Here is a 25,641-nt window from a genome sequence, read left to right as displayed (position 1 = left end):
GTGAAGGCGCTGGTCGTCTCTGCGCTCTCGCCCGATCTGTCGGGTACCGCGCTCGCCGAGGTGCCCGTCCCTGCGCCGCGTGCCGGTCAGGTGCTGATCCGCGTCCGCGCCGCTGCGCTCAACTATCCCGACCTGCTGATGACGCGTGGCGACTATCAGCTAAAACCGCCGCTGCCGTTCATGCCAGGGATGGAGGTTGCCGGCGAGGTCGTGTCGGGTGACGGCTTTGCGCCCGGTGAGGCAGTGGTCGCAGGCACGCGGCTGGGCGGCTTCGCCGAACTTGTCGCGGTCGACGCGGGCGCGGTCAGGCGCAAGCCCGACTGTCTCTCCTTTGCCCAGGCAGCCTGCGTCGGCGCGGTGTACCTCACGGCCTATGTCGCGCTGGTGCGGCTCGCGCGCGTCGAGGCGGGCGAGTGGGTGCTTGTTCACGGCGCGACCGGCGGGGTGGGCTGGGCGACGGTCGACCTCGCCCGCGCGCTCGGCGCACGCGTGATCGCAACGGGGCGCGACCGGGCCAAGCTCGACCTGCTCGCGCGCGATCTGCCGACCGAGGCGACGCTGACCGTACCGGGCTTCCGCGAGCGGGTGAAGGAGATCACCGGCGGCGGCGCGGATGTGATCGTCGATCCTGTCGGCGGCGACGTGTTCGACGAGTCGGTCCGCTGCGTCGCGTTCGGCGGACGGTTGCTCGTCGTCGGCTTCACCTCGGGCCGGATCGCGGACGTCTCTACCAACATGCCGCTTATCAAGGGCTTTTCGGTGATCGGCGTACGCGCGGGCGAATACGGCCGGCGCTTTCCCCACAAGGGTCGCGAGAATGTCGACGCGATCTGGCGGCTGGCGGAGCAAGGTCACCTGACCCCGCGCGTCGACCAAGAGATCCCGCTCGGCCGCTGGCGCGACGCCTTCGAGGCGATGCGCGATAGCCGGCTGGTCGGCAAGCTGGTGCTGGTGCCATGAACTAAACGAACGAGGCGCGACTCCGCCGCATGAGCGGGGCACGCCAACCAAGGAGAGGAAGCAGATGCCCGGATACGATTACGTCATCATCGGCGGCGGCTCGGCCGGCTGCACGCTCGCCGCGCGGTTGAGCGAGGACCCGGCGGCGAGCGTCTGCCTGTTGGAGGCGGGCGGCGCGAACAAGGAACTGCTCGTTAGGATGCCCGCAGGCGTCGGCAATCTGATCAAGGACAAGGGCAAGCACAATTGGGGCTTCTGGACCGAGCCGGAGCCCCAACTGAACAATCGCCGCCTGTGGTGGCCGCGTGGGCGCGGGCTCGGCGGATCGTCGGCGATCAACGGCATGATCTACATGCGCGGGCACCAGCGCGATTACGACGACTGGCGGCAGATGGGACTGACCGGCTGGGGCTGGGACGATGTGCTACCCTATTTTCGCCGGCTCGAAGGGCATCACCGTGGGCCGAGCGACGGGCTTCACGGTCATGACGGTCCACTGCATGTCTCGGCGGGCGAGAGCGACAGCCCGTTCCACGACGCACTGATCGAGGCGGGGCGACAGGCCGGCTATCCCGTCACCGACGATTTCAACGGCGCCGAACAGGAAGGCTTCGGTCGCTACGACCTGACGATCAGCAACGGGCAGCGCTGGTCCGCCGCCGCCGCTTATCTGCGCCCGGCGATGTCGCGCCCGAACCTGACCGTCATCACCGGCGCACGCACCACGCGCATCGTCGTCGAGCGCGGACGCGCGGTGGCGGTCGAATATCTCCGCGGCACCGAGCGCGCGCGCGTCGAGGTTTTAGGCGAGGCATTGCTCGCGGCGGGCGCGGTGCAGTCGCCACATATCCTCCAGCTGTCGGGCATCGGCGACGCCGCTGCGTTGCGCGAGGTTGGCGTCACGCCGGTCCACGACCTGCCCGGCGTCGGCGCCAACATGCAGGACCATCTCGACGTCATCATGAACTGGACGACCAAGGGACTGGTCACCGGCTATTCGGCGACGCGTGGGCTCGCGATGCTCAAGACCGGCGTCAATTACATGCTGCGCGGGCAAGGCCTGGGGCGGCAGCAATTCCTCGAATCGGGTGCGTTCCTACGCTCGCGCGAGGGGCTGGAGCGTCCCGACGTGCAGATCCACGGCGTGCTCGCGATCATGCGCGACCACGGCCGCACGCAGGTGAAGCAGGACGGCTTCTCGCTCCACCTGTGTCAACTCCGCCCCGAAAGCCGCGGCCGCATCACGCTCGCCTCGCCCGATCCGACCGCCGATCCCATCATCTTCGCCAACTACCTCGCCGCGCCGGAGGACCGCCGCGTCATGCGGGAATGCGTGCACATCGGTCGCGACGTGGCGAGCCAGCACGCGCTCGACCCCTACCGCGCCGACGAGATCTATCCCGGCGCGTCTGTGCGCAGCGACGAAGAGATCGACGCCTGGGTCCGCGCCACCGCCGAGACGATCTACCACCCGGTTGGCACATGCAAGATGGGCGCGGATGGTGACGCGATGGCGGTGGTCGGCGGCGACCTTCGCGTGCGCGGGATCGATCGGCTGCGCGTGATCGACGCCTCGGTGATGCCGACCTTGGTGGGGTCGAACACCAACGCGCCGACGATCATGATCGCGGAAAAGGCGGTCGACCTGATCCGCCGGCGCGAGACTGCCCTGGCGGCCTGAAGGGGGCGGGGTGCAGGGGCCGCCGGCCGGGTGAGACCGGCCCCCTTCTCATCGCGGCGGTCGGGATTGCTCGCAAATAGCGTGCAGCCGTGACACCAATTCCTCGCGCGTGAACGGTTTGCGGATCACGCGCTCGTCCGGCACGTCACGAATGGCGTTCAGGTCGGCGTAACCGGTTACGAACAGGATCGGTAGTCCGGGCCGTTGACGCTGCGCGAGGACGCGGAATTGTGCGCCGTTCATCCTGGGCATGGCGAAGTCGGCGACTACCGCATCGACCGCGTCTAATTGCGCCAGTGCCTGGAGCGCGCCCTGCCCGTCCGCCGCCTCAATCACGCGGCAGCCGGCCTCGCGCAGCGTGTCGGCGGTGACGCTGCGCACCGCATCCTCGTCGTCAAGCACCAGGATCGTCCGCCCGGTGACGTCGGGGGGCACGACCGCGGCCTGCTCCGCCACTGGGGCCTCGACCGGCGCACCGCGCGGCAGGAACACGCTGACCGTCGTGCCGCGGCCCGGCGCGGTGTCGATCCGGACGCCGCCGCCCGATTGCTTGGCGAAACCGAACACTTGCGCCAGTCCGAGGCCAGACCCCTTGCCGACCTCCTTGGTGGTGAAGAACGGCTCGAAGGCGCGCGCCAGCACCTCGTCGCTCATGCCGGTGCCGGTGTCCGACACCGACACCGCGACGTAATCGCCGGCGGGCGGCTCCTCCGCGCGTTCCGGCGCCCGGCGCGACACGTTGGCGGTCGCGACCGTCAGCGTGCCGCCGTCCGGCATCGCGTCGCGCGCGTTGATCGCGAGGTTGAGGATGATCAGCTCGATCTGAGTCGGGTCGACCAGCGCGGGCCACAGCTCGTCCGCCAGCGTCGTCTCCACCGCGATCGCGCGCCCGAGCGTGCTCTGCATCAGTGCGCCCATGCCCGACACCAGGCCGTTCAGGTCCACCGTACGGGTTTCCAGATGCTGCCGTCGCGAGAAGGCGAGCAATTGCGCGGTCAACGTCGCACCACGCTGCGCCGCGGTGCGGACGTGGTCGAGCCGGGTGAGCGTGCGATCGTCGAGCCCGGCGCGCTGCGCGGTGCGCGCGATCACGTCGACGTTGCCGAGCACGACAGTCAGCAGATTGTTGAAATCATGCGCTACGCCCGAGGTCAATTGCCCGATCGCCTCCAGCCGCTGCATCTGGTGCAGCGTTTCCTCCACGCGCTCGCGCTCACCGATCTGCTCGCGCAATTCGACCGAACGCTCCGCGACCCGCGCCTCCAGTGCCTCGCCCGCGAGATGCGCATCGGTCACGTCGATCGCGCAGCCGACGTGACCCAGGAACGTGTCGCCGACCAGATGCGGACGCACCTCAGCGTGGATCCAGCGCGAGTCGCCCGCAGCAGTGCGGACCAGGAAATCCCGCCCAAGCGATCGGCGATGCTCGAGGAACGCCGGGCGCGCGGCGTTGAACGCGTTCGCGTCCGCGTCGCATAGGATGGCGGGCCAGCCATCGCGCAGCATCTGCTCGGGCGCGATCCCCAGCATGGTCTCGAACCCGCGGTTGGCGAATACCATCTCGCCCTGCTCGTCCGACATCCACACCAGCGCGGGCAAACTGTCCGACAGCGCGCGGAAACGCCGCTCGCTTTCCTGCAGCTTCTCGCCCGCTGCCTTGCGCCGGGTCACGTCGATCAAGCTGCCGAGCGCGCGGGTGCATGCGCCCGCGCCGTTGAAGAACGCCCGCCCCTTTGAGGTCAGCCATCGTATCTCGCCGGTGCCCGGGCGAATGATGCGATATTCGACGTCGTAGCTGGCGCGGCGGTCCGGATCGGTCGCCGCCTCCAGTGCGGCGCGCACCATGTCCAGGTCGTCCGGGTGAACGCTGGCGAAGAAATCCTCGATCGTCACCGGTTGCTCGAGCGGCAGGCCGAAAATCGTCTTGGCGCGCGTCGAGCAACTGAGCAGCCGCGCCGGTATGTCGACGTCCCAGGTACCGATCTCCGCCGCTTCGGTCGCCAGTTCGAGCGATTCGCGGCTCGCCAGCAACGCTTCCTCGGCGCGGTGGCGCTCGGTAACGTCGATCCCCTCGACGAAGACGCCGGTGACCGCGCCCTGGGCATCCTTGATCGGTTGGTAGACGAAATCGAGTAGTCGCTCGTGCGTCCCCTGCCCCTTGTCGCCCGTCAGCCGCAACGTCCGGTTCTGCCCGAAGAACGGCGTGCCTGTCGTCACCACGGTGTCGAGCAGATCGAGGAAGCCTTGCTCGACCGCCTCAGGCATCGCCTCCGCCAGCGTCCGCCCGACGACCTCGCGCCCGCCGAGCATTCGGCGGTATGAGGCGTTGGCGAGCTCGAACCGGTGACCCGGCTCGCGCAGCACCGCCATGAAACTGGGCGCGGCATCGAACATTTCGGCCAGCCGCGCGCGGTCCTCCGCCACGGCACGCGCCGCGCGCACCCGCTCGGTCGTCTCCGACACGATGCACAGCACGCCGCCGACGCCGCCGTCGCTCAAGGGAATAGCCGAATAGGAAATGTCGAAGAACACCTCTTCGCCGTAACCGTGGCGTTCGATGTAGAAGGGCCGGTCCTTCGCCGCGTACGTCTCACCGGTCGTGCGCACGTGATCGAGCAGCGGTTTCAGATCGCCCCACAACTCGCTCCATGCCTCGCGTGCGGGACGCCCCAGTGCGGCGGGATGCTTGTTGCCGATCGTGGGGGCATAAGCGTCGTTGTAGAATGCGACGTAATCCTCGCCCCAGAACAGCACGATCTCCGCCGCGGCGGGCAGCAGCAGCCCGACCGCGTTGACCAGCTCGGCCGGCCAACCGTCGATCGGTCCAACCGGCGACCCGCGCCAATCGTGCGTGCGGATGCGTTCGCCCATCGCAGTGCCGGCGAACAGGGAGATCGGGGGGCGAACCTCGTTCATCGTAACGACAGGATTTAACTTGGCGCACGACGCGCGCAAGTTGCCATTTGCGGGGACGAACGCCTAACACCCAAGGTCATGAGCGAACGTTTCCGGTCGATCCACCATCACCGCATGCTGCGCGTCGCGGCCGCGACCCCGCCCGCCACGGTCGGCGACGCCGCCGCCAATGCCGACGCGACAATCGCGCTCGCGCGCGAGGCGGATGCAGGCGCGGCCGATCTGGTGGTCTTTCCCGAGCTCAACATCACGTCCTACGCGATCGACGACTTGCACCTGCAATCGGCCATGCAGGCAGCGACGCTGGCCGCGATCGAGGCGGTACGCGCCGCCAGTGCCGACCTGCGCCCCGTCCTGCTGGTCGGTGCCGCGATCGAGCGGAACGGACGCCTCTACAATTGCGCGGTCGCGATCGCGCGCGGGCGGGTGCTGGGCGTGGTGCCCAAGATCTTCCTGCCCAATTATCGCGAATATTACGAGAAGCGCTGGTTCGCCAGCGGCATGGGGCTGACCGGGCTCGATATCCAGATCGGCGGCGAGCGCGTGCCGTTCGGCACCGACCTGATCTTCGCTGCCGACGACCTGCCGCATTTCGTTTTCCACGCCGAGATCTGCGAGGATTACTGGGCTCCTACCCCGCCGTCGACTGGCGGTGCGCTCGCAGGGGCGCTGGTGTGCTGCAACCTGTCGGCATCAAATGTCGTGATCGGCAAGTCACGCGAGCGGATGATGCTGTCGGCATCGCAATCAGCGCGTGCGATCTGCGCCTACGTCTATTCCGCCGCGGGGCCGGGTGAGAGTACCACCGACCTCGCCTGGGACGGACAGGGCAGCGTGCACGAGTTGGGAGAGCTGCTCGCCTCGTCCAGCCGCTTCGCCCACGCACCCGAACTGCTCGTCGCCGACGTGGATTGCGAACGGCTGATTCAGGAGCGGCTGCGCAACGGCACCTTCAACGACGCCGCGCGCGCACTAGACCATCCCGAGTTCGGCGTGCGCCGCATCGGCTTCGCGCATCAGCCCGACTATGGCGACGTCGGCCTGCGCCGCGAGATCAGGCGCTTCCCATTCGTCCCAAACACGCCCGACAAGCTCGACGAAGATTGTTTCGAGGCGTTCAACATCCAGGTCGAGGGGATCGCCAAGCGGCTACAGGCGGTCGGCGCCGAGCGGCTGGTGATCGGCGTGTCGGGCGGGCTCGACTCGACGCACGCGCTGATCGTCGCGGCTAAGGCGCTTGACCGGCTTGGGCGCCCGCGCTCCGATATTCTCGGGATTACCATGCCCGGCTTCGCAACCAGCGAGGGGACGAAGGGCAATGCCTGGGCGCTGATGCGCGCGCTTGGGTGCACCGCGGAGGAGATCGACATCCGCCCCGCCGCCACGCGGATGCTCGCCGACATGGGGCATCCCTTCGGCCGCGGCGAGCCGGTGTACGACGTGCCGTTCGAGAACGTGCAGGCCGGTCTGCGCACCGACTATCTGTTCCGCATCGCCAACCAGCGCGGCGGGCTGGTGGTCGGCACCGGCGACTTGTCTGAATTAGCGCTCGGCTGGTGCACCTACGGCGTGGGCGACCAGATGAGCCATTATGCTGTCAACGCCGGTGTGCCCAAGACGCTGATCCAGTTCCTGATCCGCTGGGCGATCGATACCGACCAATATGACGCCGAGACCGACCGCGTGCTCGCCGCGATCCTGGGTACCGAGATTTCACCCGAGCTGGTGCCGGGCGAGCAATTGCAGAGCACTGAATCGAAGATTGGGCCATACGCGCTCAACGACTTCTTTGCGCATTACGTGATCCGCCACGGCCTCGCGCCGTCGAAGATCGCGTTCCTCGCCTGGCACGCGTGGCGTGATGCCGACGCGGGTCACTGGCCGGTCGGCTATCCCGATGAAGCAAAGGCCGCCTACGATCTCGACACGGTCAAGCTGTGGCTCGAACGCTTCCTGTTCCGGTTCTTTCAGATCAGCCAGTTCAAACGCTCCGCGATCCCGAACGGCCCCAAGGTGTCGTCCGGCGGTGCCCTGTCGCCGCGCGGCGACTGGCGCGCACCGTCGGACGGCACCGCCAAGGTCTGGCTCGACGAGCTGGCGGCGAACGGCCCGCAAGCTTTTCGCGCGACCTAAGTCGTTCCGGCAAAGTCACTTTTCCAGTGAACCTCCACCTCCCCCGCCCGTTGCGGCAAGAACAGGTGGAGAATGGCAATGGACGATAACGGAACGACACGGCGCACGGTGCTGGGCGGCGCGGCCGCGGCGGCGGGCATGGTGCTGGGCAGCGGCGCGGCTGACGCGCAGGGCGGCACCGGCAGCGCGCCGGCGCAGGGAACTCCGCCCGCCGGATTGCAGGACCCGCGCACCAAATATACCAACAAGCCGTTCGCCGAGCAGCGCCAGCCTTGGCCGGCGCTGCAGAGCAAGATGACCCCCCGTCCCGATTGCGGGGAAACCTCGTATCGCGGCTCGGGCAAGCTCACCGGGCGCAAGGCGCTGGTGACCGGCGGCGATAGCGGGATTGGCCGCGCCGCCGCGATCGCCTTCGCGCGCGAAGGCGCCGATGTCGCGATCAACTATTATCCCACCGAGGAGCCCGACGCGCAGGAGGTCGCGCAGTTGATCCGCGCCGCCGGACGCAAGGCAGTGCTGCTCCCCGCCGACATCCGCAACCGCGACAATTGCGAGAAGATCGTGAGCGGCGCGATCAAGCAATTGGGCGGGCTGGACATATTGGTGAACAATGCGGCGTACCAGCAGAGCAAGGAGAGCATCTTCGACATCAGCGACGAGCAGATGGTGCGTACGTTTGAGACCAATTATTTCGCGATGTTCCGCATCAGCAAGGCGGCGATCCCGTCGATGCCGCCGGGGTCGGTCATCATCAATACCGGCTCGGTTAACAGCTACGATCCCGAGCCCGAGCTGCTCGACTATGCGTCGACCAAAGGCGCGATCCTGATCTTCACCAAGGGGCTGGCGAAGCAGCTCGCCAAGCGCGGCATCCGCGTCAACATGGTCGCGCCGGGGCCGTTCTGGACGCCGTTGCAGGTCGCGGGCGGGCAGTTGCCGGGCAAGATGGGCGAGTTCGGGCAGACGCAGCCGCTCGGCCGCGCGGGGCAGCCCGCCGAGCTCGCCGCGCACTACGTCCTGCTCGCGTCGGGCGAGTCGAGCTACACCACTGGCGGCGCGGTCGGCGCCAATGGCGGCAAGGGCAACCCGTAAGCCAGCGGACGGTTAGCTGAGGATGCGGCGGTAAAGCGCCAGATATTCCTCGGCCATCCGGCGCACGCTGAACCGTTCCACGACGGTTCGGCGACAGGCGGCGCGATCGATCTCGTCCACCCGGTCGATCGCCGCCACCGCCTCGTCGAGGCTGTCGACCAGGAAACCGTTGACGCCGTGCTCGATCAGCTCGGGCATCGACCCGCGCCGCATCGCGATCACCGGCGTGCCGCATGCCATCGCCTCGATCACCGAGAGCCCGAATGGTTCGTCGAAGTTGATGAGGTGCAGTAGCGCGCGCGCCTGCCCCAACGCGCGCACCCGCGCCTCGCCGCCGACCGCGCCATGGTAGCGGATGCTGGTGCCATTGAGGTGCGGCGAAACATCGCGGTCGAAGTAACCCTGATCCTGCACGATGCCGTAGAGGTCGAGCGCGCGCCCGCTCGCGCGCGCTGCCGCGATTGCTTCCGCCGCGCCCTTGTCGGGGTGCATGCGACCGAAGAACAGCAGGTCATCGCTTCCGGTCGCGTCGAAGGCGAAGTCAGCGATCGGGATGCCATGGTGGATCGTCGCGGCGTAGCGCAATCGCGCGTGCCGGTCGGCATCGCTGATCGCGACGTAGTGCACGCGGTCCTGATACGGCTCATACATCGGCAGGATGCGATCGCTGCCAAAGCCGTGGATCGTCGTGACGACCGGCGTCGCAACCAGCGGCGCGAAGGCGTGCGCGGGGAAATCGGCCTGGTTGTGGATGATGTCGAACTCAGCCGCGCGCGCGAACACGTGCGAGAGGTGACAATATTCCCACACCTTCGCGTCGACGCTCGGGTCCTCGTTGTAGGACGCGGGCACCACCCCGTCGAGCTTCGCGGCCGTCACGCTGTCGAGCGTCGCGAACAGCGTCACGTCGACGCCGAGCTCCACCAGCGCCTCGGTCAGCAGCGAGGTGACGAGCTCCCATGGCCCGTAGTGGCGCGGCGGGGTGCGCCACGCGATCGGCGCGAGCATCGCGACGCGGATGGTCATGCCGGCATCAGCCGCAGGATCATTCCCTCGTCGGGCGCGAGCGTGCCGTCGGGCGTGCGTGGCGGAAGCGTCGAATGCATAACCGCGGCGATGGTCGTTCCCGCGGGCAGGATCAAGCGGCGCGGCGAGGTCGACAGGTTGAGCGCGACGAGCAGCCGATCGTTGCCGTAGGTTCGCTCGAACGCGAGCACGTCCGTGTCCGCCACGGCGGGCGCATAGTCCCCCAGCGACAGTGCCGGCGTCGCGCGCCTGAGCGCCACCAAGTCGCGGTAGAGCGACAGCATCGACCCCGCGTCGCGCGCCTGCGCGGCGACGTTGCGCGTCCGCCAATCGTCGTGGAGCGGCAGCCACGGCTCGCCGCTGCTGAAGCCGGCGTACGCGCTATCGTCCCACGCCATCGGGGTGCGCGACTGATCGCGTCCGATGTTGAGCGTCGGCTGGCGGAAATGCTGCGGGTCGCGGATGCGATCGGGCGGGATCGTCACCGGGCCGATACCGATCTCGTCACCTTGGTAGAGCGTCGGTGTGCCGCGCACGGTGAGCAGCAGCATCGCGGCGACGCGGGCCTGCGCCTCGCCGACGCGCGCGGCAATGCGGGGAGCGTCGTGGCTGCCGATCACCCAATTGGGCCAGCCGTGCGGCGGGATCGAACGCTCGTAATCGTCGATCGAGCGCGCGAGCGTGTCGGCTTGCCACGGCGTCTCGATCAACGCGAAGTTGAACGGCAGGTGCACCTCGGGCCGCTCGGGCGTGCCGTGCCAGCGCGCGAGGCGATCGTTGGGCAGGAATATCTCGCCCACCAGCACGCGCGCGCCGTAATCGTCGGCCAGCGCGCGGAACTCGGCGGCGATGTCGTGCGCCTCGGGCTGGTCGGTCGAGTGAAGCTGGATCAGTCTGTCGCGCTCGGTGATGCCGGCGTGCCATACAGGGTTGGGCGGATTGTCGGGTAGCCCGTCCGCCTTCACGATGTGCCACAGCACGTCGATGCGGAACCCGTCGACGCCGCGGTCGAACCAGAAGCGCAGCACGTCTGTCATCGCGGCGCGCAGGTCGGGGTTGCGCCAATTGAGGTCGGGCTGCTCTTTCAGGAAGGCGTGGAGGTAGTATTGGCCGGTGTGGTCGTCATATTCCCATGACGATCCGCCAAAATCGCTGATCCAGTTGTTGGGTGGCCCGCCGTCCGGTGCAGGGTCACGCCAGATGTACCAGTCGCGCTTCGGGTCGTCGCGCGACGAGCGGCTCGCCTGAAACCACGGATGCTGGTCGGACGAGTGATTGGGCACGAAGTCGAGCAGCAGCTTGAGCCCGCGCGCGTGGACCGCAGCGATCAACCGGTCGAACGCGGCCAGATCACCGAACAAGGGCGACACGTCGCAGTAATCGGCGACGTCGTAGCCGAAGTCGGCCATCGGTGAGGGGAAGATCGGCGACAGCCAGATCGCGTCGACGCCGAGCGACGTGACGTGGTCGAGATGCGCCTCGATCCCTGCGAGATCGCCGACACCGTCGCCGTTCGCGTCGGCGAAGGAGCGCGGGTAGATCTGGTAGATCGTACCGCGCTGCCACCATGGAGCGTCTTCGTGAGCGAGCGTCATGTCGCCGCGATTAACATGCAGAGCTTTCGCGCTCACGTGAGAAAGGCCGCCCTGCGGCCGTGACCTTGTCGACGCGGCAACGGCCACGGCACACTCCGGTGCCGCGACCGTTGCCAGTCGACTGGACGCGTCAGCGGCGCACCACCGGCAGGTCGATGTAGGATGCCGCGTCGCCGGCGTGATGAACCTGGTTGTGCGCCACCACCATGCGCGTCTCGCGCTCGTTGTCGCCGCCGGTATTCAGGTTTCGGACGAACTTGGGGAAGTTGGACGAGGTCACCTCGACGCGGATACGGTGCCCAGGCAGGAAAGTGTTGCTGGTGGTGATCGGCGTCGGCTTGAGCGTGTACACCTGGCCCTTGGCCATCATCGTCGGCCGCGCGAAGCCGTCGCGGTAGCGCGCGCGCAGGATCGTGTCGCCGAGGATATAGGCGGTCCCATCGGGCGCGACGTCGACCAACTTGACCGCGAAGTCGGTGTCGAGCGCGTCCGACGACACGTTCAGCACCGCTTGCACGAAACCCGTCACGTCGGTCGGCTGCGTCAGCGCGTCGCTGGTATAGACCAGCACGTCGTCGCGCGCCTCGATCACGCGCTGGTCGAAGGCCCCCGCCGTCACCAGCCCGCCGTTGCAGCAATCACCGCCGCCGATCGTCTGCACCGGGTTCGCGGGATCGTAGGTGAAGCGATCCGCCGCCTCGCCCGCCGGTGGCGCGACCGCGTCGAGGCGACCATCGCCTGACAGCCCGTTGGCGCGCCCGCCCGAGCGCAGGTAGAGCCGCATGGTGGTCACACCCGCCGGCGGCCACTGCGTCGCCTTGTCCCAACGGTTCGCGCCCATGTTGTAGTAACGCACCGCCGGCGTGGTCGCGAGGAAGGCCTGGCGCTCGCCCTTCAACCAGCGATCGAAGAAGGCGTAGACCTGCCCGTCGACGTCGAAGCTCGCGTCACCCAGGTCGCGGTCGCCGGAGGTGAAGTTCGGCCCCAGCCTGGCGAAGGCGCAATGCGTGTTGGGTGCGACGACGACGTATTGGTTCGCGCTCGCTTCCGCGTCGGACTTCACCGCACGCGCGTGATTGAACAGCGCCATGTTCGGCCCGATCGACACGTCGTACCAGCTGTTGAACCACAAGGCCGGTACGCCCCACCCCTTGTCGTCGTGATAGAGCCCGCCCGTGCGCCACGCCGGATCGGCAGGCCCCTTGCGCGCGGTCAACTGCTCAAAGGTGGCGGGCGGCTCGCCCAGGTCCTTGAGCAGGTCGGCGTAGGGCAGATGCTTGATCTGCGTCGGCCAGCTCACCTCCGGCTTCTTGGCATCTAGATCGTTGTAGCGCGCGATCCGCGCGCGCGTCGGCTGGTCGAGCCCGCGCGGCAATTCGGCGCGCAAGGGGTTATCGACGCCGTAGAGCCAGACGTGGAACAGCGTGCGCGGCACGCCGCCGGTGTACCAGTTTCCCTGTTCCTCGAACGGGCCGACCTTGCCGATGCCGGCGCCCGACGCCATCGGCACCATCGCGGCGTGCGCCGGGTGGTTCATGCCGGCCAGGGCAAGCTGCCATTCCGCCGATGACGAGCAGCCGAGCGTGCCGACCTTGCCGTTCGACCAGGGTTGCTTGGCGATCCAGGTCAGCGTGTCATAGCCGTCGGTCTGCGGCAGGCCGAGGATCTCGTATTTCCCTTCCGAGAAATAGCGCCCGCGCTCGCTCTGCACCACGAACGCGTAGCCGCGCTTTACCGCCTCCAGCGCGCGGCGGCTGGTCGCGGTCTTGTAGGCGAGCTCGTTGTACGGCGTCTTCCACAGGATCGTCGGCAACGGACCGCGCGCGTTTGCCGGGCGATAGATGTTGGTGGCGAGCCCGACACCGTCGCGCATCGGCACCATCGCGATCATCTCCACGCTCGCTTTCTGCGCCAGCTCACGCTCGATCGCCGCGTCGGAGTATTTGGCGTAATCCTGCGCCGGGGCGGCGCTGGCTAGCGAGACGGCGGCCGCCGCACCGAGCAGCTTGGTGATCGCATTCATCGGCGCGGTATCTCCTGTGTTATGGGCCTTATGCCCCCGACTAAGCCGCGTGGTGGACCTCGCGTCAACGCCCGTCCGCGCGGACCGAAGTCGATCGCTGCTCGTTCAGCGGCGATGCACGCGATCGAGGTGGAGGGTTTGACCAAGACGGTCGGCGACGACCGGCAGTTGTTCGCGCAACTCGCAATGACGATCGAGGCGGGCGAGCTGGTCGCGATCACCGGCGAGTCGGGCATCGGCAAGTCGACATTGCTCAACATCCTTGCCGGGTTGGACGATGCCGATAGCGGCGACGTGCGGATCGAGGGCACGGCGCTGGCGCCGCTCGACGAGGCCGCGCGTACACGGCTGCGGCGCGAACGCATCGGCTTCGTCTTCCAGGCCTTTCACATCCTGCCCTATCTGACGCTCGAACAAAATGTCGCCTTGCCGCTCGCGTTGATCGCACCCGACGCGGCGGCGGCAAAGGTGCGCGCGGGCGAGATGCTGGCCGAGGTCGGGCTGGCGACACGCGGACGCGATTACGCGCGCGACCTGTCCGGCGGCGAGTTGCAGCGCGTGGCGATCGCGCGCGCGCTGGTCCACCGGCCCGCTGTGATTCTGGCCGACGAGCCGACCGGCAACCTCGACCCCGACACCGCAGCGCGCATCCTCGACCTGTTCGCCCGTGCCGTTCGATCACGCGGCGCGGCGGCGGTGATCGTCACCCACTCGGCCGCAACCGCCGCGGTCGCGGATCGCGTGCTGACGCTGACCAGTTCAGGGTTGGTGGCCGCGTCGCGCGCGGCGACGGTCGCCGGTGGCTGAGGTCGGGCTGCTCCGGTCACGGCTCGCGCTCGCCTGGCTGGTGGCGGGTGAGTGGCGCTGGCATCCAGGGCGCTTCGCCGCGACTGCAATCGCGATCGCGGTCGGCGTGGCGCTCGGCTTCGCGGTGCATCTGGTCAACGGATCGGCGCTCGCTTCGTTCGAGCAGGCGGTCAGCGGGGTCAACGGTGCCGCCGACATCAGGGTGCGCGCGCGCACGCCACTCGGGTTCGACGAGCGGCTCTACCCGCGCGTCGCCATCGCCAACGGTGTCGCTGACGCGAGCCCCGTCGTCAGCCTGTCTGCGCGAGGCGCTTCAGGCAGGTTCACCTTGCTCGGGCTCGACGTTATCCGCGCCGCCGCGGTCACGCCGAGCCTGATCGGCACGCGCCCGACCGGCCCCGATGACGGCGGCAACGACGTATTTGCCGAGGAGGCCTTGTCCCTGTCGCGCGCCGCCATGACGGCGACCGGCGCGCGTGTCGGTCAGCGGATCGCGGTCACCGCGAACCGTCGCACCGCGTCGTTCGTGGTCGCGGGCGTCCTGCCCGGCGTCGCGGACGGGCAGGCAATCGGTACGATCGACATCGCAGCGGCGCAGTGGCGGTTTGATCGGCTGGGCCGGCTCGATCGGCTCGACGTCAAGGTCGACGATCGCGCCGCTGCCGAGGCGGTGCTCCCCCACCTACTCGGCGCCGACGCGGTGATCGCCACCGGCGAGAGCGAGGCGCGGCAGGGCGATGCGCTCAGCCGCGCCTACCGTGTCAACCTCGACATGCTCGCGCTGGTCGCGCTACTGACCGGCGGGTTCCTCGTCTTCTCCGCGCAGTCGCTGTCAGTGGCGCGGCGGCTGCGCGCCTTTGCGCTGGTGCGCACGCTGGGCCTGCCGCAGGGCGGGATTGTTGCCGCGGTCGCACTCGAAGGCGCGATCATCGGCGTGGTGGGCGCGGCAGTCGGGCTGGCGCTCGGCTACGCACTGGCGGTCGCCGCGCTGCGGCTGTTCGGCGGCGACCTGGGCGGCGGCTATTTCGCGGGCGGCACGACGCGGGTCGTGTTCCAGCCGCTCGCGGCGGTGAGCTTCTTCGCGCTCGGACTGGCGGCGGCGATGCTGGGCAGCGTCCTGCCGGCACGTGCCGCCGCGCGCGCAGCCCCTGCCGCGGCATTGAAGAACGCGGGCGACCTGCTCGACCCGCGTGCGCCGGTGCCGTGGCGGCCCGCGCTGCTGCTGCTGGTAACGGGCGGGGCCATCGCGCTGCTGCCGGCGGTCGCGGGCTTGCCGGTATTCGGGTTCGTTGCGATGGCGCTGCTGTTGGCGGGTGGCGTCGCGGGCGTGCCGTGGCTGGTGCGCTGGCTGTTGTCGCCGTGGCGGACGCGTGACCTCGCCTCGGTGCCGCGCATGCTTGCGCTGCGCCACGTCCGGGGCGCGCCAGGTCAGGCGGCCATAGCCTTGTGCGGCATCGTCGCCTCCACCGCGCTGATGATTGCGATGGCGACGATGGTGACCAGCTTCCGCGGTGCCGTGGACAGCTGGCTCGCGCAGGTCTTGTCTGCCGACCTATACCTGCGGGCCGAAGGCGGCGATCTCGACCCTGCGACGCAGCGGCGGATCGCGGCGGTGCCCGGCACCGGCGACATCGCGTTCAGCCGCCAATTGCCGCTGGCGATCGCGGCCGACCGCCCCGCGGTGACGCTGATCGCGCGACCGGTCGGCGATGTTGCGCGTGATCCGCTGCTGGTGCTGATCGATCGCGCACCCGTCCCGCCCGGCGCGACACCGATCTGGGTGTCGGAGCCTGCCGCCCGGCTCTACGATTGGACGCCCGGCCGTGACGTGACTCTCCCGCTCGGCGGTCGGGCGACGACCTTCCGGGTCGCGGGCGTGTGGCGCGACTATGCGCGCCAACAAGGCGCGGTGGTGATCCGCGACAGCGACTACGTCCGCCTGACCGGCGATCGGGCGCGCGACGAGGCGGCGATCACGCTCGCACCCGGCATCGACGCGACGACCTTGCGCGGACGGTTGAGCGCGGTGCTGCCCGCCGGCGTGTCGGTGGCCGAGCCCGCAACGCTGCGACGGTTCGCGCTGCAATTGTTCGATCGTAGCTTCGCCATCACCTACGTGCTGGAAGCGGTCGCGATCCTCGTCGGGCTGGCCGGGGTCGCTGCCACCATGTCGGCACAGACGATCGCGCGCGCGAAGGAGTTCGGCATGTTGCGGCACCTCGGGCTGACGCGGCGGCAGGTGACGGAGATGCTGGCGGCGGAGGGTGCACTGCTGGGGTTGATCGGGGCGGTAGCCGGCGTGGCGCTCGGCGCATTGCTGGGTCAAGTTCTCATCCACGTCATCAACCCGCAGTCGTTCAACTGGACCATGACGACACGCTGGCCGCTCGGCACGATCATCGGCGTGACCGCGGCCCTGACCGGCGCCGCGACGCTAACCGCGATGATCGCCGGACGGCGCGCCACCGCGACCGAGGCGGTCAGCGCGGTCAGGGAGGATTGGTGATGCGTGTCCTGCTCGCCGCCGCCGCGCTCGCGGGGCTCGCCGCCGCACCGCCCTACCCGGTCGTTCGCCCCGGCATCCGCCTCGCCTTCCCCGCCGATCACGGCGCACACCCGGCGTTCCGCACCGAATGGTGGTACGTCACCGGCTGGGTCAAGGGCGAGGACGGGCGGCAGCGCGGTTTTCAGGTGACCTTCTTCCACGTCAACCCGCATGCCGGCATGAACAACCCGAGCCGCTTCGCACCGCGACAGGTGATCTTCGCGCATGCCGCCTTGTCCGATCCCGCGGTCGGCCGCATCCTCCACGCCGAGCGGGCGGCGCGTGCAGGGTTCGGGTTGGCGGGTGCGGCGACCGGCGACGCCGATGTGCGATTGAACGGCTGGACCTTGCGTCGCGCGAGCGATGGCCGCTTCACGACCCACGTCGGCGGACGCGACTTCGCGCTCAACCTCGCATTCCGTCCGACGCAGCCGCCGCTGTTGCAAGGCGAGAACGGCTACAGCCGCAAAGGACCGAAGCCGGAACAGGCGAGCTATTATTACTCGCTGCCGCACCTTGCGGTCTCGGGACAGATCGTGCGCGCGGGTCGGTCAGAGCGCGTGACCGGCGAGGCGTGGCTCGATCGCGAATGGTCGTCCGACTATCTCGCACCCACCGCCGCTGGCTGGGACTGGACCGGGCTAAACCTCGACGATGGTGCTGCGCTGATGGCGTTCCGCATCCGCCGCAAAGGCGGCGGCGTGCTGTGGGCCGGTGGCTCCTATCGCCGCGCTGACGGGCGAGTGACGCGGCTCAACCCCGGCGACGTTGCTTTCACGCCCACCGCGACGTGGCGCTCGCGACGAACCGGCGCGCGCTACCCGGTGGCACAGGTCGTCAGCATTCGCTTGCCCGAGGGTGTGAAGCGCTTTCGGCTGCAACCGGTCTTCGCCGATCAGGAGGTCGACGCGCGCGCCGCCGGGCAGCCGGTCTATTGGGAAGGTGCGGTCAGCACCGCGGGCGGCCGAGGATATCTCGAACTAACCGGATACGCCGCCGACCTTCGCATGTAAAAGAGAGAGCTATCAGGGAGCGATACCCAACCCCGTCGCGGTCCAGTACAAGCCCCCCATCAGGTGCGTCAGATAGCGCTCGTCGCGGTACATCGCACCATTGTGACCGAGCGTGGTCACGAACACCCGCCCGCGGCCGTAGCGCTGATACCAGGCGATCGGATGATCCCGGCCCATCGGCTTCGCCACCTGCCCCGGCCAGATCTTGGTGGGGTCATAGCTCTGCTCGTCGACGCTCAGCACGGTGTTGATGCGCACTTGGTACGGGTTGGTGGTGGTGTAGAATTCGTCGCTCCACACCCATCGATCAGGTAGCGCGAAGGTAGCGGGAAAGCGCTTGTCGACCACCGTCACCACGCCGGTCTGCAACATCGGATGGTTTCCCACGGTGCGCCCGACCAGTTTCTCGTACCAAGGCCAATTGCCGGGCGCGGAGATGGCGGCGCGGTGCACCACCATCGCATTTCCGCCCGCATTCATATATCGCTCGAACCCGCTCCGCGCCGTTGTGTCCAGCTCCTCGACGGGCGTGTTGAGCAGCATTACCGCGGCGTAACCGCTCAGGTCACGCTCCAGCATCTTCGGATCGCGGGTCCACTCAAGATCGAATGCGTGCAACTCCGCCAATCGGGTCATCTCGTCGCGCGCGACCGGGATGTACTCGTAATGGTATTTGCTCGGCATCGCCAGGATAAGCAGCTTGTATTGCGGGTCGGCGCCTGCCGTCGTCGACGCGACGGTCGCCACTGCCGCCAGCAACAATCGTCGCATTTCCGTTCCTTCGTATGTTTGGACGATCACGGAAGTAGCAGGGGCAACCGCGCGGCAACATAAGACCTTGGTCGCCCGTACCCTGCCATCTTCACACCCGCTCGCACGCGGGCACGCTTCACTTGCGCGCGATCGTCACCGCCTTCCCGCTATACGTTGCCTGCGCGTCGAAGACGTTTGCGTCGCCGACCGGCTTGCCCTCGCTGATCCAGCGAACGCGGATCTGGCGGCTGGCGGGCATGCCGGCCCAGGCCTTGCCCTCGCGCGCGCCGAGCGTGACCGTGCCGGTGCGGTCGTCGTAGCGGATCGGGATGCGGGTAAACGCACCCTTCTTATACTGCTCGCTGGTGCCGTCGTCCTCGTAGAGCGAGAATTGACCGTCGGCGCCGGTGTAGACGGTGATCGTCAGCGGCGCTGCACGATCCTGATCGACGAACTGCGTCACCGGGCCCATCGGCACGATCGCGCCCGCGCGGACGAACAGCGGCATCCGCTCGAACGGCGCGGCGATCGTTGCACTACGACCGCCCTGATACACCTGCCCGGTCGAGAAGTCGTACCAGCGCCCGGTACCGGGGAAATACACCCGCCGCTGGCGTGCCTGATACTCGGTCACCGGTGCCACCAGGAACGCGTCGCCGAACATGTACTCGTCGTTCAGCTTACGCGCGCCCGTGTCCTGCGGGAAGTCGGCGGCGAGCGCGCGCATGATGCTACCATCCTTGTTATAGGTGTCGGCACCCACCGTGTAGATGTACGGCATCAACCGGTAACGCAGCTCGTTGTACCACACCATCGACGCGCGCATCGGCGAGCCTTCGGGGCTGATCTCGTAGATCTCGCGATACGGGAACTCGCCGTGGCTGCGGAACAGCGGGCTGAACGCGCCGAACTGGAACCAGCGCAGGTTGAGCTCGCGCCACTCGGCGAGGTCCGCGGCGCTCGGCGTCTTGCTGGCGAAACGATCCTCCAGCGCGAAGCCGCCGATGTCGTGCGTCCAATTGGGGATGCCCGACATCGACGCGTTCACCCCGCCCGAGATCTGCGCTTTCAAGTCGAACCAGCGGCTCGCCACGTCGCCGGACCAGATCGCCGCGCCGTAGCGCTGCAACCCGCCGAAGCCCGAGCGCGTCAGCAGGAACGGGCGTACGTCGGGTTTGAACGCGGTCCAGCCGTCGTAGAACGAGCGCGCGTTCATCAGCGGGTAGCTGTTGAAATATTGAGTCGCCGGCCCGATCGCGGTCGGCCCCATCGTGATGACGCGCTCGGCGATCGATTGGTTGGAATGCATGTCGGGCTCGCTCGCGTCGGCCCACCACGCGTCGGTGCCGAGCTTGGCGATCCGATCCTCGACCTGTTTCCAGAAAATGCGGCGACCCTCGGGCGAGTAGGGATCGTAGAAGGTGTTGGCGTAACCCGGTCCGACCCAGTCCTTGTTCCCGAGCTTCAGGTTACCCTGGTACACCGCGCTGGCAGCGTTCAGCTCCTTGTAGGTATCGGTCGTGGGGTAGAATTTCGGCCACACCGAGATCATGAAGTGCGCGTCGTCGGCGTGCACCTTGTCCACCATCGCCTTGGGGTCGGCGAACCGCGTCGGATCGAAGCGGTGGCTGCCCCAATCGTCGTCGCGCCAGTAGCGCCAGTCGAGCACGATGTTGTCGAGCGGGATCTTCAGCTCACGGTATTTGGCGACGACGCCGGTCAGCTCGTCGGCGTTTTCGTAACGCTGTCGCGATTGCCAGAAGCCATAGGCCCATTTGGGCATCATCTCCGCCTTGCCGGTGAGCTGGCGATAACCCGCGATCGCGGCGTCGATGCTGCCACCAGGCACAAACCAATAATTCTTCGCCTGCCCCACCTCGCTGGTGAACCAGATCGACTTGCGGTCCGGCGCCGGCAGCGGATCGCTGTGCAGCAGCGCGATGTAACCCGCATTGGGTTCCCATTCGATCCGCACGCTGGCGGCCTTGCCGGCGGTCATCGGCAGGTCGAAGTTCGCGTACCAGGGGTTCCAGTTCTGCCGCCAGCGGTTGAGCACTTCCTTGCCGTCGACAAACACCTTGAAGTAGCTCGACCCGTAGAGTTGGAAGCGATGCGCGCCCGTGCTGGTCGGCATGACGTCGCCGGTCCAGATCACCGTCTGCTTCTGCACCGCATTGCCTGCGGTATTCTGACCGCCGGTCGCCGCTTCGGTCTTCGCCTTTGCCGCCTCCGGCCAGTTCGCCTGATCCTTGATGTACTGATAATTGATCGTGGCTTCCTGGCGCGTCACGGCGGGTTTGCCGTCGAGGAAATATTGCGCGCGCCAGCCCGGCTTGCCCCCTGACGTAACCTTCATCCCCTCGCCCACCAACTGGTACGGTTTGGGATTGCCGAAGCGGGTGATCGAATTGTTGTCCCACAACAAGCCGTAGCCTTTGGTCGAGACCAGGAAGGGCACGCCGATGTCCATGTTGTGCTGCGCGAGTTCCACGTCCTCGCCCAGATTGTCCATGTACGCATTCTGGTGCTGGCCCAGACCGTAGATGCCTTCGTCGGTGCCGCGGTTGAACTGCTGCGACACGGTGACGAACGGCTTGCCGTCGGCGGTGGTGCGGCCGAACGTCGTGGCACCGGCCTCGTTCAGCAGCACGTTGCCGGCCGCGTCGAGGAAGCGCACCTCGCCGGTCGCGAGCGCGACCTGGGCCGTCGACTTGGCCGCGGACACGGTGACGTAGCCGTTCTGCTCGCGCACCGTGAACCTGCCGGTGGCGGGCGGATTGGGCGCCATCAGGCTGGGCGCGAGCGGCCCGGTCGGCATGTCGCGCGGCGTCGCGACGACGTGGATGATGCCGTCGCCGTGCACCGTCACCTCGACCCGCGAGGACGGACCCGACGCGGGCGTCACCGCCACGCCGCCGGCGATCTTCTGAAATCCGCCGGTCTGCGCCGCGGCAGGCGCAGCGATCGCGCTTCCGGTCAGCAGCGCCGCGATGAAAACCCTGTTCATGACTGTTCCTCTCTGTATTTCTTCGAACCCGCGCTTCAGCGCGCGCGGCCCGTCGTGATCTTCAAGACCTGAGGGCGATCGATCAGGTTGATGCCGTAGTCGGTCTGGTCGCCGTTCCACACGCGCGTCGTCACCCATTTTCCATCGGTGAAGCCGCCTTCCTCGATGCGCAGCACGGTGGCACCGGGCGTCGCGGACTCGAAACGGACGCGAACGTGATCGCCGACGAGCAGGAACTCGTTGCTCGACATCTGCGCGACCGCCAGGCCGCCGATCGGCTGCGCGGCCCAGGGTGCCGGCTCGGACTTGAGCCAGGTCCATTCCTTGTTGCCGAACTGCCACTCGCCCCAGCTACCGGTAATCTTCCAGCCGCCCATGTCGGTCGACACGCTGCTGCCGTCGTCGGGCTTCGCCGCGCCCCAGGTCGGGCGCGTGGCGGCGATCCGGGCCCAGTCGCGCATGATCGACCCCACCGCCTTGTACGGCAGCGCGAAGGCGTCGAGCGTGTCCTTGTCCAACCGGTCGGAGCCGAGCGGATAATTGTAATAGCCGGTGTCATCCATGCCGAACGGCGCGAAACCGATGCCACCGCGACCGATGGTGGAGTAGAAGAAGCGCGCGAACTCGCGCCCGTTGCCGATTTCGGGCACCATCAGCGGATTGTCGGGCCGCGCGTATTTGTTGAGATATTGGACGATGTTCTCGCTTTTGCGATCGTAGATGTCGGGCGCCTGGAAATCGATCGCGGGCGCTGCCGCCTTCCAGATGTCGAGCACGTCCTGCTGCGGTCCGCCGCTCGCCACGCCGTCGGGATCGGGTACGTTCGACGGACCGGCGAGCGCGGCGTTGACGTACATCGGCAACGCCTTCACCTTCTTGCCCGCGGCGGCGATCGCGTTGACGTAGGACGCGACGTACCAAGTGTTGAACGCGCGATCGGCCTGCGCGCCGAACGCCTGACTCCACGTGCCCGCTTTACCGGTCGCGCGCGCGAGCGCCGGCGGGATCGTCTGCGCGAACAAGCGATTGCCGGTTGCGCCGTAATCGCGCGGGTTGCGGTAGCTGCCGGTCTCATTCTCCGGCTGCACCATGATCACGGTGTTCTGCGGATCGTGATCGCGCACATATTCCATCACCTTGACGAAGGCGCGCGTATCGGCCGCCAGCGTCTGTTCGCCGTGCGCGCTCAGCACGCCGTGATCCTTGCCGTCGCGCGTCCTCATGCGCGGAAAGCGCCCTGGGTTCAGCTTCACCCAATCGGGCGTGTAGGCGTAGCTGGTGTTCTTCCACGTGCCGAACCACAACAGCACCACGCGCTTGTCGTGCGTGCGCGCCTGATCGAGCAGCACCTGCAGGAACGAGAAGTCGAAGCGGCCCTCAACCGGCTCGACCTGCTGCCACGCGATCGGCATCTCCAGCGTGTTGGCGTTGATCCGGTCGAGGGTCGGCCAGACCTGATCGAGCATCGCGGGATAATTGCTGGAATTGTTCGCCTGCGCCGCGAGCATCAGGAACGGTGCGCCGTCGACAATGAAGGCATGGCGCCCGCCTCGGCTCTCTATTCGGGGCACTTCGGTCCGGGCGGTGTTTTGCGCGTGAAGCGCGGTCGTGGCAGCGAGCGCCAGCAGCGCCGCGGTTGTCCTCAGAACCTTCATCCGACCCTTCCGCTCAGGAAAACCGTGCCGCTCGCTGCTAGCGCGAGGTCGGAAGCTTCATCCCCAACAGCACCAATTTGCCGTCGATCCCGAACCAGTGCGGAACGCCTGCGGGAACCAGGAACACGTCGCCGGGCGCGAGGCGCCGGGTTACGCCGCCGTCGATGCGGCTCCCCTCAACCAATCCGGGCCGCGTTTCCTTGGCGTCCGCCATCGTGCCGCCTGACACGAGCATACCCGAGCCTTCGATCACCAGCGCATATTCGGCCTCATCCGGATGAACCGCGGGCTTGCCCGGCGCCTTCCAATATTCGAGCGCCGCGACCCGCCCACCGTCACTGACGAGCGGTTCGTACGCGAAGCTGCTTTTCCCCATACGCGCTGCCATCGCCCGAACCTTCGCGCGGATCTCCGCCGAACTCGCGAAATCCGAGGCGTCGGTCTGCGCGACAGCGGGACCAGCCCCGAGCAACGACGCAGCGAGCATCAGCACGAACAGTCTCGCCATGGTCATGGGCCTCCCTCCACCTATTTATCGGCAGTCAGGAGTGGCGCACTTGTCGGACAGGTTCAATCCGTCCGATGGTCGTAGCGCGCGGCTAGATGGACCCGCCAGATCACGATGTTGAATGAGTTAGTCGAACGCTAACCGCGGCTTCGACATCATCCGGTCGATCGCAACAATCGCATGACAATCGCGCGCAATCGACTGCGATTGGCGGGAGACGAGTCCTCCAGCACGCCATGCTGTTCGGGCGGCAGGAACCCGAGCGGATGGCCGTCGGGGCGAAAGACGTAATGGTCAAACCACGCGCGCCAGGCCTGCCGCTCGGCCGCGGGGCGCTCCGCGATCGCCAGCATCGCGAGCAGCATGGTGGTGTAAGGCTGATCGGGACCCGCTGCGAAGCCGTCCCACCAGTAATTGACCAGCACGTTGACGGGATCGAGCGCCTCTACCTGGTGCCACCACAGTTTGGGCACGTAGATCGCGTCCCCGGGGGATAGCTCGACGACGATGGCGCGCGCGCGCTCGAAACGCGGGTAGCGCGGATCGCCCGGCGCGCTGCTCGCCGCCAAGCTGATCGGCTGACCGGCCAGCGTGCGGTCGATCGGCCCGACGTAGAGATCCGCGATCGCGTCGGGTGGGTAGAGCGTGAAGCGGCGACGTCCGGCCCCGACGCAGGCGACATTGTCCATCACGTCATAGTGACAGGCGACCACAGAAGAGTGACCGATCCATACGCGCGGGCGCACCGCCGCGGGGACGAAGGGCAGAATCATCGCCTGCTCGATGCCGGGCAAATAGGTTTCCGTGGTCAGCGAGCCCATGTACATGCTGGGCCGACCGGGCACGTCAGCGGTCGCGACGATGCGGTCGAGCGCCTCGCCGAAACGCAGCGACACTCGCTCGAAATTGAAGCCGGTGAGCGTCGCGTCATAATGGTAGCGGGCGTCGATCGCGGGCGGTCCGACGAACACTTCGGCCTCGCGCCCGGCATCGAAGGCGCGCAGGACGTCGAGCACGCCTGCCAAGGCTGTGCTGCCCGCATCTTCGGCGGCGCGCCCGTCCGATGCATCGTGCAACATCGCCCAACCGCTCGCGGCACCGCGCAGCAGCGCGGGCTCGCCGCGCTCCATCACCTCGGTCCGGAAGCGCTGCGGATCACGCAGCGCGTCGCCGTCGGGCGCGCGGATTGTCACAGCCGCGCGTTCCTGATCCGGCCCAGCGTGCGCAAGTGCCGCACCGACCCGGTCTGCGCGTAGGCGAGTTGCAGGTCGCCGCTTCGGAACAGGTCCAGCGCGACCTCGTCGGGCAGCGCGTGCAACGCGTCGAGACTGATCGTGTAAAGCCCGTCGAGCCGCAGAGAGCGGCCATCGTCGAACTCCATCTTTACGTCGATGGGCTCGAGCAGCCGATGCGACAGCAACCGCGCAATCAGCGCGTCACTCTCGGACAGTCCGACCTCCAGCGTGTGCAATGCCTGCTGTACGCGCCGCAGCGCCAGCGCGGGCTCGCCGTCGATGCCGAACAATGTCTGCCCCGCAGGATCGGCGAACACGGGATCGTCGCGGTCGATCGCGATCCCGTCCGGCGTCGTGAAGAAGCCGCGACGCTCCAGATCGGCGGGTCGATAATCGGGCAAGGTATCGTCCACCACCAGCAGGTTCTCATCCGGCTCCAGCCCCATCACAACGCCGGCGTAGAAGGCACCGGTGTCGGGGTGTTTGGTGAACAGGATGGCGTAATATGGCGCGGCCTGCAGGAACTCGGCCGGGACGATCTGCGCGAAATGACGCTGCGCGTCGCTTTTGCGCGAAACGCGCAGGCTGCCATGATCCTGACGATTGAGCATTTCCCAAATCGGCATCGCGCGCCCTCCCCTCCAAGTGATTGATTATGGGCCGTGCCGAAACAAGCAGCGGCAAACAACGCC

General features: G+C 67.7%; 17 protein-coding genes. 7 read left to right on the top strand and 10 right to left on the bottom strand.

Annotated elements, in window-relative coordinates; genetic code table 11:
• Together HRV97_RS10425 and HRV97_RS10420 are read left to right on the top strand one after the other, a co-directional pair.
• Window positions 1-960 carry a zinc-binding dehydrogenase gene (locus HRV97_RS10425; protein WP_174194218.1) on the top strand — a complete coding sequence of 320 codons (960 nt, stop codon included), beginning with the start codon at window positions 1-3 and terminating at the stop codon, window positions 958-960.
• Between the two features lie 64 nt (window positions 961-1,024).
• On the top strand, window positions 1,025-2,641 hold the full coding sequence (locus tag HRV97_RS10420; RefSeq protein WP_174194217.1) for a choline dehydrogenase: 1,617 nt from the start codon (window positions 1,025-1,027) through the stop codon (window positions 2,639-2,641).
• 48 nt (window positions 2,642-2,689) lie between these two features.
• On the opposite strand, the gene HRV97_RS10415 is transcribed toward HRV97_RS10420, so the two are convergent.
• Complete coding sequence (locus HRV97_RS10415; protein ID WP_174194216.1) at window positions 2,690-5,557, bottom strand: PAS domain-containing hybrid sensor histidine kinase/response regulator; 2,868 nt, start codon at window positions 5,555-5,557, stop codon at window positions 2,690-2,692.
• Window positions 5,558-5,635: 78 nt separating this feature from the next.
• Between HRV97_RS10415 and HRV97_RS10410 the strand changes: the two genes are divergently transcribed.
• Together HRV97_RS10410 and HRV97_RS10405 are read left to right on the top strand one after the other, a co-directional pair.
• Window positions 5,636-7,690: an NAD(+) synthase gene (locus HRV97_RS10410; protein ID WP_174194215.1), complete on the top strand. Its 2,055-nt coding sequence runs from the start codon at window positions 5,636-5,638 to the stop codon at window positions 7,688-7,690.
• Window positions 7,691-7,768: 78 nt separating this feature from the next.
• Window positions 7,769-8,782: an SDR family oxidoreductase gene (locus HRV97_RS10405; RefSeq protein WP_246248676.1), complete on the top strand. Its 1,014-nt coding sequence runs from the start codon at window positions 7,769-7,771 to the stop codon at window positions 8,780-8,782.
• A gap of 12 nt (window positions 8,783-8,794) precedes the next feature.
• On the opposite strand, the gene HRV97_RS10400 is transcribed toward HRV97_RS10405, so the two are convergent.
• The 3 genes from HRV97_RS10400 to HRV97_RS10390 form a co-directional block, all read right to left on the bottom strand.
• Entirely contained in the window at window positions 8,795-9,802 is a 1,008-nt protein-coding gene (locus HRV97_RS10400; RefSeq protein WP_174194449.1) for a glycosyltransferase, read from the bottom strand.
• Between the two features lie 2 nt (window positions 9,803-9,804).
• On the bottom strand, window positions 9,805-11,403 hold the full coding sequence (locus HRV97_RS10395) for an alpha-amylase family glycosyl hydrolase (protein ID WP_174194214.1): 1,599 nt from the start codon (window positions 11,401-11,403) through the stop codon (window positions 9,805-9,807).
• Window positions 11,404-11,533: 130 nt separating this feature from the next.
• Entirely contained in the window at window positions 11,534-13,426 is a 1,893-nt protein-coding gene (locus HRV97_RS10390) for a CocE/NonD family hydrolase (RefSeq protein WP_174194213.1), read from the bottom strand.
• A 114-nt stretch (window positions 13,427-13,540) separates the two neighbouring features.
• On the opposite strand from HRV97_RS10390, the gene HRV97_RS10385 reads away from it, so the two are divergent.
• Genes HRV97_RS10385 through HRV97_RS10375 form a run of 3 tightly spaced genes read left to right on the top strand, consistent with a single transcriptional unit; the run spans window position 13,541 to window position 17,791 of the window.
• A complete protein-coding gene (locus HRV97_RS10385) occupies window positions 13,541-14,233 on the top strand; it encodes an ABC transporter ATP-binding protein (RefSeq protein ID WP_174194212.1) in 693 nt (230 codons plus the stop codon).
• Window positions 14,226-16,739: an FtsX-like permease family protein gene (locus HRV97_RS10380; protein WP_174194211.1), complete on the top strand. Its 2,514-nt coding sequence runs from the start codon at window positions 14,226-14,228 to the stop codon at window positions 16,737-16,739. The genes HRV97_RS10385 and HRV97_RS10380 overlap by 8 nt, the downstream gene beginning before the upstream one ends.
• Complete coding sequence (locus tag HRV97_RS10375) at window positions 16,739-17,791, top strand: lipocalin-like domain-containing protein (RefSeq protein WP_174194210.1); 1,053 nt, start codon at window positions 16,739-16,741, stop codon at window positions 17,789-17,791. The genes HRV97_RS10380 and HRV97_RS10375 overlap by 1 nt, the downstream gene beginning before the upstream one ends.
• A gap of 12 nt (window positions 17,792-17,803) precedes the next feature.
• On the opposite strand, the gene HRV97_RS10370 is transcribed toward HRV97_RS10375, so the two are convergent.
• From HRV97_RS10370 to HRV97_RS10345, 6 genes are all read right to left on the bottom strand, one after another.
• The gene (locus tag HRV97_RS10370; RefSeq protein WP_174194209.1) at window positions 17,804-18,562 is read right to left on the bottom strand and encodes a ThuA domain-containing protein; all 759 of its coding nucleotides are present in this window, start codon (window positions 18,560-18,562) and stop codon (window positions 17,804-17,806) included.
• Between the two features lie 118 nt (window positions 18,563-18,680).
• Window positions 18,681-21,551, bottom strand: coding sequence for a glycoside hydrolase family 31 protein (locus tag HRV97_RS10365; RefSeq protein ID WP_174194208.1), 2,871 nt, complete (start codon window positions 21,549-21,551; stop codon window positions 18,681-18,683).
• Between the two features lie 35 nt (window positions 21,552-21,586).
• Entirely contained in the window at window positions 21,587-23,206 is a 1,620-nt protein-coding gene (locus HRV97_RS10360) for a DUF5597 domain-containing protein (protein ID WP_174194207.1), read from the bottom strand.
• A gap of 37 nt (window positions 23,207-23,243) precedes the next feature.
• Window positions 23,244-23,714: a cupin domain-containing protein gene (locus HRV97_RS10355; protein ID WP_174194448.1), complete on the bottom strand. Its 471-nt coding sequence runs from the start codon at window positions 23,712-23,714 to the stop codon at window positions 23,244-23,246.
• A 155-nt stretch (window positions 23,715-23,869) separates the two neighbouring features.
• Window positions 23,870-24,907: a cupin-like domain-containing protein gene (locus HRV97_RS10350; RefSeq protein WP_174194206.1), complete on the bottom strand. Its 1,038-nt coding sequence runs from the start codon at window positions 24,905-24,907 to the stop codon at window positions 23,870-23,872.
• Window positions 24,904-25,575 (bottom strand): SapC family protein, encoded by a 672-nt coding sequence (locus HRV97_RS10345; protein ID WP_174194205.1) that lies wholly within the window; start codon window positions 25,573-25,575, stop codon window positions 24,904-24,906. Before HRV97_RS10345 ends, HRV97_RS10350 begins: the two co-directional genes overlap by 4 nt.
• Between the last annotated feature and the right edge of the window lie 66 nt (window positions 25,576-25,641).

This window comes from Sphingomonas hominis (assembly GCF_013328205.1).
In the GTDB taxonomy this organism is placed as follows: domain Bacteria; phylum Pseudomonadota; class Alphaproteobacteria; order Sphingomonadales; family Sphingomonadaceae; genus Sphingomonas; species Sphingomonas hominis.
Note: the sequence above shows the minus strand (reverse complement) of the source record. Positions and strands in the feature narration are given on the sequence as shown.

Bases quoted from the DNA above. Each gene is read 5' to 3' on its own strand.
- HRV97_RS10420 (WP_174194217.1), top strand. From the start codon at position 1,025: ATGCCCGGATACGATTACGTCATCATCGGCGGCGGCTCGGCCGGCTGC.
- HRV97_RS10415 (WP_174194216.1), bottom strand. From the start codon at position 5,557: ATGAACGAGGTTCGCCCCCCGATCTCCCTGTTCGCCGGCACTGCGATG.
- HRV97_RS10410 (WP_174194215.1), top strand. From the start codon at position 5,636: ATGAGCGAACGTTTCCGGTCGATCCACCATCACCGCATGCTGCGCGTC.
- HRV97_RS10405 (WP_246248676.1), top strand. From the start codon at position 7,769: ATGGACGATAACGGAACGACACGGCGCACGGTGCTGGGCGGCGCGGCC.
- HRV97_RS10395 (WP_174194214.1), bottom strand. From the start codon at position 11,403: ATGACGCTCGCTCACGAAGACGCTCCATGGTGGCAGCGCGGTACGATC.
- HRV97_RS10390 (WP_174194213.1), bottom strand. From the start codon at position 13,426: ATGAATGCGATCACCAAGCTGCTCGGTGCGGCGGCCGCCGTCTCGCTA.
- HRV97_RS10385 (WP_174194212.1), top strand. From the start codon at position 13,541: ATGCACGCGATCGAGGTGGAGGGTTTGACCAAGACGGTCGGCGACGAC.
- HRV97_RS10375 (WP_174194210.1), top strand. From the start codon at position 16,739: ATGCGTGTCCTGCTCGCCGCCGCCGCGCTCGCGGGGCTCGCCGCCGCA.
- HRV97_RS10370 (WP_174194209.1), bottom strand. From the start codon at position 18,562: ATGCGACGATTGTTGCTGGCGGCAGTGGCGACCGTCGCGTCGACGACG.
- HRV97_RS10365 (WP_174194208.1), bottom strand. From the start codon at position 21,551: ATGAACAGGGTTTTCATCGCGGCGCTGCTGACCGGAAGCGCGATCGCT.
- HRV97_RS10360 (WP_174194207.1), bottom strand. From the start codon at position 23,206: ATGAAGGTTCTGAGGACAACCGCGGCGCTGCTGGCGCTCGCTGCCACG.
- HRV97_RS10355 (WP_174194448.1), bottom strand. From the start codon at position 23,714: ATGGCGAGACTGTTCGTGCTGATGCTCGCTGCGTCGTTGCTCGGGGCT.
- HRV97_RS10345 (WP_174194205.1), bottom strand. From the start codon at position 25,575: ATGCCGATTTGGGAAATGCTCAATCGTCAGGATCATGGCAGCCTGCGC.